The sequence below is a fragment of the Streptobacillus felis genome, from assembly GCF_001559775.1.
GTDB lineage: Bacteria > Fusobacteriota > Fusobacteriia > Fusobacteriales > Leptotrichiaceae > Streptobacillus > Streptobacillus felis.
The window spans coordinates 1-519 of sequence record NZ_LOHX01000117.1 but is presented as its reverse complement, the minus strand read 5'-3'; the positions used below and the strand labels follow the sequence as shown (position 1 = coordinate 519).

Sequence of the window (519 nt, the reverse complement as noted above, 5' to 3'; positions counted from 1 at the left end):
ATCTTTTCTTAATTTTTGTTTTTCTAATAATTTAAAAAATGTATTAAATGATAAAAAGAATGTGATAATAACTAAAGATATGTAGATTATTACCTCTATTAACGATACTCCACTATTTTTCATTACAATTTCCCCCTTTTTTAATTATCTATTAATTATTAAAAAAAGTAAATAAAAAATCTTTGGTTTCCCCCAAAGATTTTATTCTTCTTTATAGTCCATTTTTGATAATCTTTGATAATAATTCCATACTTTTTTTGAATTATTCATTTTTTGTTCAAATAATTCTTTTGCCATTTTAAATCTTGTTTCACTCAATAAGAAATCCATATATTTAACCCAATTAGGATTTCTACTACAAAATTGTAATGGATTTTTTCCTGTTATAGCTCTTCTAGGATCAAATATAAGCAATGGCCATAATCCAACTTCAGTTGAAAGATTCTCTTGTTCATTAGCTATACCTAATCCACACTTTATACCATGTGCTAATCATGTAAAATAAGTTATAACTATGGC

General features: G+C 24.1%; 1 protein-coding gene. It reads right to left on the bottom strand.

Features of this window, described 5'->3' with window-relative positions; all coding sequences use genetic code 11:
- Positions 1 to 201: 201 nt before the first annotated feature.
- Complete coding sequence (locus AYC60_RS01945) at positions 202 to 414, bottom strand: hypothetical protein (RefSeq protein ID WP_067320657.1); 213 nt, start codon at positions 412 to 414, stop codon at positions 202 to 204.
- Positions 415 to 519 lie beyond the last annotated feature (105 nt).